Below are 8,754 nucleotides of genomic sequence, written 5' to 3'. Positions count from 1 at the left end.
GGTCACTCCTGGGTCGTTCTCAAAATTTAAGAGCACTCCTACCTGATGCTGCACCCGTGGCAGAGAAGACCGACCTCCTAATTCAGATGGCTTGTTTGCTAACTGCTGGTGCTACGCCAGGGCTGCTCGAGCAAGGGCAAGACTAACGATGTGCCTCGATCGAGGCTATGGCAGGGGAGCGACTGACACAGCGCAATGAGGCCACTCGGAAGAGTTAATACAATTGCTCGCGAACTATCGTCATTGTCGATGGCATACAAAGGTGGTATTTCACAAATAATTTCCTTTGATGGTTTCACCGAGACTATAGAAGCCCAGCTCGATTTTGCGAGTAATAGTTGACTGGAGCAGGGATCGAGGCTAAATTTTAGCCGCATAGCTTAGGCAGCCAAGGGACACTCACGATCGAAGGAACCGAAATTGAAGTGCTTCCCAGCAATGACGAGCAACTGCTCGCCTAGGATGTTACTAAGCCTTACAGGATGCAAACAAGCGACCCCGTAGCGCTTCAGGCGATCGGGATGGTGCGCTATCCACGAAAGGGCATCGGCAGCTTTAAGGGAATTGCTACAAAGGCTAAGAAGAACCTGCAACAAAAAAAGGAGCAGCTTGTAAATCTCAGCAAGTCCAATGTTGAATTACGCAGGGCAACCGTCTGCAGGGAATCGAAACGCAACTCTATGCATTACAGAAGCAGCTGAATGGGATCGCGTCTCAATTAAATTTCGATCGTCAGGTTGTTGCAAAATCTCATCGAAGCACACCAGAGTCGATAGTGTTTAGGGTACTTCGATTAATTTACTCGAGACCGAAGGTCGGCACGTTAGTATGGGCATTTCAGCCGCTGGCACGCCACAATCCGGCAACTTTTCGAGGTGCCCCTTAGACGCCCTAGATCGCTAATGCCAAAATCCACTGCTAACTATCACGTCATCTACGACGGCACGTGCAACCTGTGCGTCGGCTTCGTTCGACAGCTAGAACGGCTGGATCGCGGAACCACCTTCGACTACATCCCGATGCAGGATGCGGATACGCTCGCGCAGTTTGGCATCACGGCAGCCGATTGTAAGCTCGGCATGCTTCTCATCGACGCCGACAAACCCGATTGCCGCTGGCAGGGCAGTGACGCCGCCGAAGAGATCGTCCGCCAGTTTCCAGCTGCAGTGCCTGCGATTTCAAACTATCGCCTACTACCGGGGCTGAAGTGGCTCGGCGATCGCTTCTACGAACGGCTGCGGGACAACCGCTACCATTGGTTCGGCCGGCGCGATCGCATCTACCGTTCTCTTTATGCGATCGGTTGTGCTCGTGACGGCAGTGCAAGTGCGAGAGATCGGACAAGCGCGCGCGAAGCCGAACCGACTAGCCCTCGTCTGCGTTAAGAATTTGCGGAACGCGGAAAAAGTCGCCGTCAGGCTCCGGCGCGCGGGCAAGCAATACCTCGCGATCGCTGTAGGGTTGGGTTTCGTCGCTGCGGGTAATGTTGCTGACCTCAATCGGTCGAGCCGTTGGCGGAAGGTCCTCGGTGTTGAGTTCGCCGAGTTGTTCGAAGTAGCCCAAAATTTTACCGAGTTGCTGGACGAATTGCACTTCATCGTCCTCTGAAATGTCCATCCGCGCGAGATTGGCAACTTGCCGGACTTGTTCGGAATCTAACATGGCACAATGACTCAAGCTGTGGAAGGAAAGCTGCAACATCGGTCGGGTAACCGCACAGCCGACGAGTGTAGTATCTCAAACTCGAGCCCCAGTGACGCTAGCGGTTTACTGGTGTTGAGGGTGCTAGCCGGGCCGAGTCACCACGGCCCTAAAAATATACATCCATATCAGATCGCCCGCTGGTCTTCAGCCAGTTTTGCGCTTCGATGTAGTTGTTCGGTGCAAGGCGGATAGCTTGCTTCCAATAATCTGCAGCTTCGTCAAACAGCGCCTCAGCTTCGTCTTCTTCTCCGACTTCTTTAGCGTGCTCGCCCTGGTAGTGCAAGATTACAGCGATGTTGTTCAGTGCCTGGGGCATCCGCGCGTTGAGTTCCAGTGCCTGGCGATAATAACCGAGCGCTTCCTCGCGATCGCCGTTACTGGTGTGGATTAGCCCGATGTTGTAAAGGATAAAGCTACGATCGTTCGGATCTTCCTCAAGTTCGAGTGCGGCGTAGTAGTTGTCGAGCGCTTCAGCATATTCACCGTCCGACTGGGCCGCCATCCCGTCGCGATAGTAAGCAAACGCCTCTTTAGCCTTCTGCTGGGTTGGCAACAACTTGAGGATGATGTCGGCCATGACCGTGAAGGACTTGTCAATAAAATTGTCGTTGCGCTGGCTGCGTGGCATCGTCTGCGCTCCTCAGAAAAGCGATCGCGAACAATCAACACATACTGTAGCTCGTTAGTTGCTGGTACGACCGCAAGCGCCTGGGTTGAGTATTGATTCGATATTGATTCGATAGTCTTTCATCAATGCCTTAAAGAAGACACGGACAGGGAGTAGCGAAAGCCCGCTCAGCATCCTAAATATTTAACGACAACCGAGTCAGGCTACTGGCAAGGTTAGTCAGGAAAAGTTTTAGAATGGATGTACTGACTAACTGATGTTGCAGACTTCCACGTGTCAGAAGCAGCTCCTCAACTGATATTAGCAAGAGACTAGTCAGTCGCTCAGATGGACATGTTACCGACGACCCCTGCACCATCGGTCAAACTTCGTTGCAGAAGAACTTCTCGATAGCGATTGCTCCTCTATACTTTGAGAATTCGGCACGTTGGGTACCCGACCGGAGAACTCAGCACAGCCAATGCTCCCTGTTGACGGAGTCAACCCGCTTGGCGATCGCGCAGCCACTTCTGTCATTAGCTGCAGTTATGAGCGGTATCAGATCGTTTAAAGTGTGAGCCAGAGTGCGAACCAGACGCAACGTAGCATTCCAGAGTCCAAGCAACACATGCACATTAGCGAAATCATTCATCCCAACCAGCTTCACGGGCTATCCCTGCGTCAACTGGAGGCGATCGCTCGCCAAATCCGCGAGAAGCACCTGCAAACTGTTGCTACCAGTGGCGGGCACCTCGGACCTGGCTTGGGGGTTGTCGAGCTTACCCTAGCCTTGTACCAGACCCTCGACCTCGATCGCGACAAGGTTGTTTGGGATGTCGGCCACCAAGCCTATCCCCACAAGCTCATTACCGGGCGCTACGACCGCTTCCAGACGCTGCGTCAGAAAGACGGCATCGCTGGCTATCTGAAGCGCTGCGAGAACCGTTTCGATCACTTTGGAGCCGGGCATGCCTCCACCAGTATTTCCGCCGCATTGGGTATGGCTCTCGCCCGCGATGCCAAAGGTGAAGACTTCAAATGCGTAGCGGTGATCGGCGATGGTGCATTGACGGGCGGGATGGCCCTTGAAGCTATCAACCACGCCGGACACCTGCCAGACACGAACCTGATGGTGGTCCTCAATGACAACGAGATGTCGATCTCGCCCAACGTCGGTGCCATCTCGCGCTATCTCAACAAAGTGCGTCTATCGCCACCGGTCCAGTTCCTTTCGGACAATCTTGAAGAACAGTTCAAGCACCTGCCGTTCTTTGGGGAAACCCTGACGCCCGAGATGGAGCGCGTCAAAGAGGGTATGAAGCGCCTCACCGTGCCCAAGGTCGGTGCCGTGATCGAAGAATTGGGCTTCAAGTATTTCGGTCCTATCGACGGACACAACTTGGCAGAGTTGATCTCCACGTTCAAACAAGCCCACAAGGTTCCCGGTCCGGTATTGGTTCACGTTGCCACGGTGAAGGGGAAAGGCTACGACATTGCCGAGCAAGACCGCGTCGGCTACCACGCGCAGAATCCGTTCGACCTAGCAACCGGCAAAGCCATTCCGTCAAGCAAACCCAAACCGCCAAAATATGCCAAGGTCTTTGCTCACACGCTGACCAAGCTGGCAGAGAACGACCCGCGTATCATCGGCATCACGGCTGCAATGGCGACGGGTACCGGTCTTGACAAACTGTGTCAGAAGTTGCCAAAGCAGTACATCGACGTAGGTATTGCCGAGCAGCATGCCGTAACCTTAGCGGCTGGTTTGGCGTGCGAAGGATTGCGACCGGTAGCAGCAATTTACTCGACGTTCCTGCAGCGTGCCTTCGACCAAGTCGTGCACGATGTCTGCATCCAGAATCTACCGGTATTTTTCTGTTTGGACCGCGCGGGTATCGTCGGTGCAGACGGTCCGACGCACCAAGGCTTGTACGACATCGCTTACTTGCGCTGTATTCCGAACATGGTCGTGATGGCTCCCAAGGACGAAGCAGAGCTGCAGCGCATGGTCGTCACGGGCGTCAATTACACCGAAGGACCGATCGCGGTGCGTTATCCGCGCGGCAATGGTATTGGCGTACCGCTGATGGAAGAGGGGTGGGAACCGCTGGAAATCGGTAAGAGCGAACTCCTACGCAATGGCGACGACGTGTTGCTCATCGGATACGGAACGATGGTCGCGACGGCAATGCAAGTGGCTGAGATCCTGAGCGAGCACGGCATCGAGGCAACGGTCGTGAACGCGCGCTTTGTTAAGCCACTGGACATGGAGACGCTCGCGCCGCTGGCGCAGCGAATAGGGCGCGTTGTCACCCTCGAAGAGGGCTGCCTAATGGGCGGTTTTGGGTCGGCGGTAGCTGAGGAGCTGCTAGATCGCGATGTGGTTTTACCCGTGAAGCGTTTCGGTGTGCCCGATCGCCTTGTGGATCACGCCAAGCCAGACGAAGCCAAAGCCTCGCTAGGCTTGACTGGCTCGCAGATTGCCGAGCAAATTCGAACAACGTTCTTTAGCTCGGCAGCACAGCCTGCATCTTTCTCCACGGCAAGCTAAGTCGCGCTGCACCATCGGCGTTCTGGACCGGGAGCGCCCGCTTAGAGCAGCATTCCTAAAGGTCCTTGGCATTCGGTCTGCCCTGCCGCTGTTCTGGTCGCACCCTTTACCCGACGAGGGTGGTGAATTCAAGAGCGCGAACTGCAAAAGCAAGTCGAGCGATGTTTGGCGTCAGAACCTTTGGCGGCGAGGAGTCCGATGACAGCAACAGCTTTGGATTGGTGGCAAGCGACCTTTCCGCGCGGTCGGCAGTGGGTTGAGGTTAAGAGCGCGACGGGGCGACCGCTACGTTTGGCTTGGGGCGAAATCGGGGAGGGTCCGCCGCTGCTGCTGATGCACGGAATCGGCGGTTGGAGCTACGGCTATCGGCAACTAATCGGTCCGCTGTCGGAGCATTACCGCGTTATCTGCTTCGACCTCACCGGTCACGGTTGCTCCGACAAGCCGCTCGACTCGGACGTCACCCATCAGGGCATGGAATGCGCACAACTCATTGAGGCGCTGTGCGATCGTCCGGTGGCGGTGCTCGCGCAGTCGCTGGGAGCTTTGGTTGCTTTGGCGGCGACTCTAGCGCAGCCGTCACTGATTTCGCGGCTGGTATTGATCAACGTGCCATTGTTTCTCGAGCGGTTGCCGAGCGAGGGGATGCGATTGCTGGCGAGCATCCCACTACCGCTGGTATGGCTCGTGGACCGACTGCGAGTGGTTTGCTTATTCGACCCATGGCTGTGCGATCGCGTCAAGCAAACCCGCCAAGTTGTGGTGGTTAATCCCCAAGGCGTGTCCGATGAAGAGGTTTTCATGCTCACGCGGCCGCAGGTCGAGTATCCGGGCGCGATCGCGTATTTTGCCCGCCTACTGTTCCAAGCCAATCGCGAGATCCAATGCCTGGAGCACGGCGAGCCGAATATCCTATCGCAGTTGCAGGATAGGCTCAATGAGATAGTTTGCCCGACGTTAGTATTGTGGGGCAAACGTGACAATTGGTTTCCGGTTGCGTTCGGAGAAAAGCTCGTTGCTCGATTACCTGACGGACAATTGCAACTCTTACCGGGTTGCGGTCACGATGCGGCCAACTGTTGCCCGCAGCAAGTTTTTGCAGCAACTTACGGATTCCTGACGTCAACGGGCTATGGCGATCGTACCGAACCCAATTTATACGCCAAACGATCTCTCTGATAAGCGTCAGTGGAGTGTGTAGAGCCTAAACGTACAACACCTTGTTTTTCGCTAAAGTAGGACGCAGGGTGGAGTTTGGAGGCTGGTATTTAGACAGCCCAGTTAGGTTGGGCTATGGAAAGATCGTAATCGATTCAGACCTAAGAGCACGAAACCCACCTGCTCTTGGCAACAACTCCATCAGCTGGCGGGCAGAGCGCTTTCGAAGATCCCGGTCCCGTTGGTGAGGGCGGACTCGATTTAAGCCTGCGTAAGACTTGCTTGCAAAAAAATGAGAGAACCATAGTGAGGTAATTTGGTTCTAGATCCAAAAACACCTATTGCTTAACGCTTAACCAGAGATTTCTATGCAGGATAGCAACTTCATTCAGACTTCTTGAATCGACATCTGCTGCTTCCGACCCCTCTTCCGGGATCGATCCTGAAGCGAAGGGAAATCCTCAGTCACTCGCTCTCAAGTATCAGTTGTCCGACTTGACAAGCTTACCAATTTGTAAGGAATCTGAAACAAATGAAGCAAATAATTCTTAGGATTAAAACATCCTGGTCTGCTTTCTGTCGCATCCTTTTCCGTAGTTGGGATCGACACCAACGGGATGGACAAGAATACCACCAGTTATTAGCACTCAAGCGTCCGCTCCAACTCGCTCAGCAAGAATGTCGTCTTTACCGCGAGATTGCGTTACGGCGACCGGCGCGCTCGGGAATGCCCAGTTATGAAGATTTGAGTTTGCCGATTCCAGAATCAATTAAGCTACCGATCGATCGCGAAGAAATTGACGTTCCACGACACTCGGACCTCGACTGTCAGCAGTTTCGAGAGGAAGGGGTCTTAATCAAGCCGGGATTTGTGCCCGAAGCATTGACTGCGGCGTACCTGGAAAAGCGGCGAGCCATCAAGGATCCCGAGTTCTCGGTCTGGGGCGGATCTTACATGGCTGTGCCGGAAATGCGCGCGGTAGCACTGTACACCCCCCTGATGAAGCTACTGAAGAAGCTGATCGGCCGAGAGATGGGGCTATTTCTTACGCTGTCTGGATTGCAAACCACGAAGCGAACCTGGCATCAAGATTACTACCTCAAGCCCGCCTATACGAACGTCGAATATGTCGCTGTTTGGATTGCGCTCGACTCCATTCACCCCGAAAGCGGCCCATTTGAGTACATTCCAGGTTCCCAAAAATGGCCCCCAATGCGACGCGAACTGGTTTGGGAGTATCTACAGCCCGAGCAGCGAGATACACCGGGCTGGCCGCGGTACGCAGAGGCGTTTGTAACCCCCGCATACCAAGATGCGATCGCGCACTCGGGTATCGAACCGCGACAGTTTGTCGGGCAGCGAGGGGACATTTTGATCTGGCACCACTCGCTCGTGCATCAGGGCTCGCTGGCTAGGAACCCTGAATTAGAACGTCCAGGTCTCATCGCCCACTATGCTTCTCTACAGCAATTACAACTCGATCGCAAGACGCTCCAACAAAGTGAGAACAAACAATGGTATGTCTTGCGCAACGATCGCGATCTCGTTCTAAGCAAGCGCCGTAAGGAAAAGCACTAAGTCAGAACTGATGGAAACACCATGTTGGATGAGTAGTTGCTGAGCCGCGCGATGAGATATGGCGGTTGAAGAGCGGGTTCGAGCATCTCATATCAAATCCGGAAAATGTGATACGAGTAGTAAGTGTCAGGTTCGCGAGATGAGTCATCATGCCGGGAATGCTCCACATCGATATAGCCGAGTCCGCTGAAGAACTGCGCTCCCTCCTTCTCTCAACCTCCAATGCCCGAGTCAAGGAAAAGCTGCAGGCTCTCTACTGGCTCAAGAGGGGCATGCTTCCCAAGCAACCCAGGTTGCCAGCCTCCTGCCTCCTGGACGCACCCGCGTCACCGTCTCGCGCTGGCTCAGGGACTACCGCGGCGGCGGCTTGAGCGCCCTCACCGAGCCCAAGCCGCGCTCCGGTCGCCCGCCAGCGATCTCTGGCGATGCCCTCGCCCAATTGCAGCAAGAGCTCCAGAACGAGCGCGGCTTCTTCAGCTATGTGGAAGTCCAGACCTGGCTCGAAGCCGTCTGGGACCTGAAGCTGCCCTATTCCACCGTCCACGATACCGTGCGCTACCGCCTCGGGGCGAAGCTGAAGGCGCCGCGTCCCGTCGACGTCAAGCAAGACGCCGATGCCGTGGATGAGTTTTAAAAAAACTGCCCGAGCGCATTGCCCAGGAACTGAAGAGCCGGGTCGAATCGGTGGTGGACTACGAGTGGATGCGTTACTGGTGCCAGGACGAGAGCCGCTTTGGGTTACACACCGAGACCGGGCGGGTACTGACCGCTCCTGGGGTGAAGCCCGTGGGGTAGGCGCAGTGGAGCTTCCAGGCGTTCTGGTTGTACGGAGCGGTGGAGCCGATGACGGGGGAAAGCTGCTTCTGGGAGTTCAGCCATCTCGACAGTCGGTGTTTCGAGAAGTACCTGGGGCTTGCTGAAAAAGACGAAAGGGAGCCCAAGGATAGTCAAAATGCCGGACCAAGGGATGGTGACTGTCAAGAGACTCTCGGAAGCCATGCGTCTAACTCGGTGACGAGTTGAGCGGCTACCCCCTTCAGAAATCTCTCCAAGACCTGTTTTCTCCTTAGCCAGTTTGTCCAAAGCCACAAAAGGAGCTGGCGCTGGAGCCAGCGCTCCAGATTCATGACTAGAAACGTGATGGCGATGTGACTC

7 protein-coding genes and 1 pseudogene are annotated in these 8,754 nt (G+C 55.0%); 5 read left to right on the top strand and 3 right to left on the bottom strand.

Features of this window, described 5'->3' with window-relative positions; all coding sequences use genetic code 11:
* The first annotated feature begins 902 nt into the window (after window positions 1–902).
* Window positions 903–1,385: a thiol-disulfide oxidoreductase DCC family protein gene (locus tag KR51_RS07720; protein WP_022606495.1), complete on the top strand. Its 483-nt coding sequence runs from the start codon at window positions 903–905 to the stop codon at window positions 1,383–1,385.
* Here KR51_RS07720 and gatC read toward each other — a convergent pair.
* Window positions 1,366–1,662 (bottom strand): Asp-tRNA(Asn)/Glu-tRNA(Gln) amidotransferase subunit GatC, encoded by a 297-nt coding sequence (gene gatC / locus KR51_RS07715; protein ID WP_022606493.1) that lies wholly within the window; start codon window positions 1,660–1,662, stop codon window positions 1,366–1,368. The genes KR51_RS07720 and gatC overlap by 20 nt on opposite strands.
* A 148-nt stretch (window positions 1,663–1,810) precedes the next feature.
* The gene (locus tag KR51_RS07710; protein WP_022606491.1) at window positions 1,811–2,332 is read right to left on the bottom strand and encodes a photosystem I assembly protein Ycf3; all 522 of its coding nucleotides are present in this window, start codon (window positions 2,330–2,332) and stop codon (window positions 1,811–1,813) included.
* A gap of 607 nt (window positions 2,333–2,939) precedes the next feature.
* On the opposite strand from KR51_RS07710, the gene dxs reads away from it, so the two are divergent.
* From dxs to KR51_RS07690, 4 genes and pseudogenes are all read left to right on the top strand, one after another.
* Window positions 2,940–4,862, top strand: a complete 1,923-nt coding sequence (dxs, locus tag KR51_RS07705; protein WP_022606489.1) for a 1-deoxy-D-xylulose-5-phosphate synthase — start codon at window positions 2,940–2,942, stop codon at window positions 4,860–4,862.
* 198 nt (window positions 4,863–5,060) lie between these two features.
* Window positions 5,061–6,041, top strand: a complete 981-nt coding sequence (locus KR51_RS07700) for an alpha/beta fold hydrolase (RefSeq protein WP_022606488.1) — start codon at window positions 5,061–5,063, stop codon at window positions 6,039–6,041.
* Between the two features lie 511 nt (window positions 6,042–6,552).
* The gene (locus tag KR51_RS07695) at window positions 6,553–7,599 is read left to right on the top strand and encodes a phytanoyl-CoA dioxygenase family protein (protein WP_022606487.1); all 1,047 of its coding nucleotides are present in this window, start codon (window positions 6,553–6,555) and stop codon (window positions 7,597–7,599) included.
* Between the two features lie 253 nt (window positions 7,600–7,852).
* Window positions 7,853–8,233, top strand: a pseudogene (locus KR51_RS07690) (helix-turn-helix domain-containing protein); the annotation flags it as partial.
* Window positions 8,234–8,337: 104 nt separating this feature from the next.
* Here KR51_RS07690 and KR51_RS19475 read toward each other — a convergent pair.
* Window positions 8,338–8,598, bottom strand: coding sequence for a hypothetical protein (locus KR51_RS19475; protein ID WP_156915024.1), 261 nt, complete (start codon window positions 8,596–8,598; stop codon window positions 8,338–8,340).
* Window positions 8,599–8,754 lie beyond the last annotated feature (156 nt).

Origin of the sequence: Rubidibacter lacunae KORDI 51-2, from assembly GCF_000473895.1 — a bacterium.
GTDB lineage: Bacteria > Cyanobacteriota > Cyanobacteriia > Cyanobacteriales > Rubidibacteraceae > Rubidibacter > Rubidibacter lacunae.
The sequence above is the reverse complement of the archived record's forward strand: the minus strand, read 5'-3'. Positions and strand labels throughout refer to the sequence as shown.

Bases quoted from the DNA above. Each gene is read 5' to 3' on its own strand.
- KR51_RS07710 (WP_022606491.1), bottom strand. From the start codon at position 2,332: ATGCCACGCAGCCAGCGCAACGACAATTTTATTGACAAGTCCTTCACG.
- KR51_RS07695 (WP_022606487.1), top strand. From the start codon at position 6,553: ATGAAGCAAATAATTCTTAGGATTAAAACATCCTGGTCTGCTTTCTGT.
- KR51_RS07720 (WP_022606495.1), top strand. From the start codon at position 903: ATGCCAAAATCCACTGCTAACTATCACGTCATCTACGACGGCACGTGC.
- dxs (WP_022606489.1), top strand. From the start codon at position 2,940: ATGCACATTAGCGAAATCATTCATCCCAACCAGCTTCACGGGCTATCC.
- KR51_RS07700 (WP_022606488.1), top strand. From the start codon at position 5,061: ATGACAGCAACAGCTTTGGATTGGTGGCAAGCGACCTTTCCGCGCGGT.
- KR51_RS19475 (WP_156915024.1), bottom strand. From the start codon at position 8,598: ATGGCTTCCGAGAGTCTCTTGACAGTCACCATCCCTTGGTCCGGCATT.
- gatC (WP_022606493.1), bottom strand. From the start codon at position 1,662: ATGTTAGATTCCGAACAAGTCCGGCAAGTTGCCAATCTCGCGCGGATG.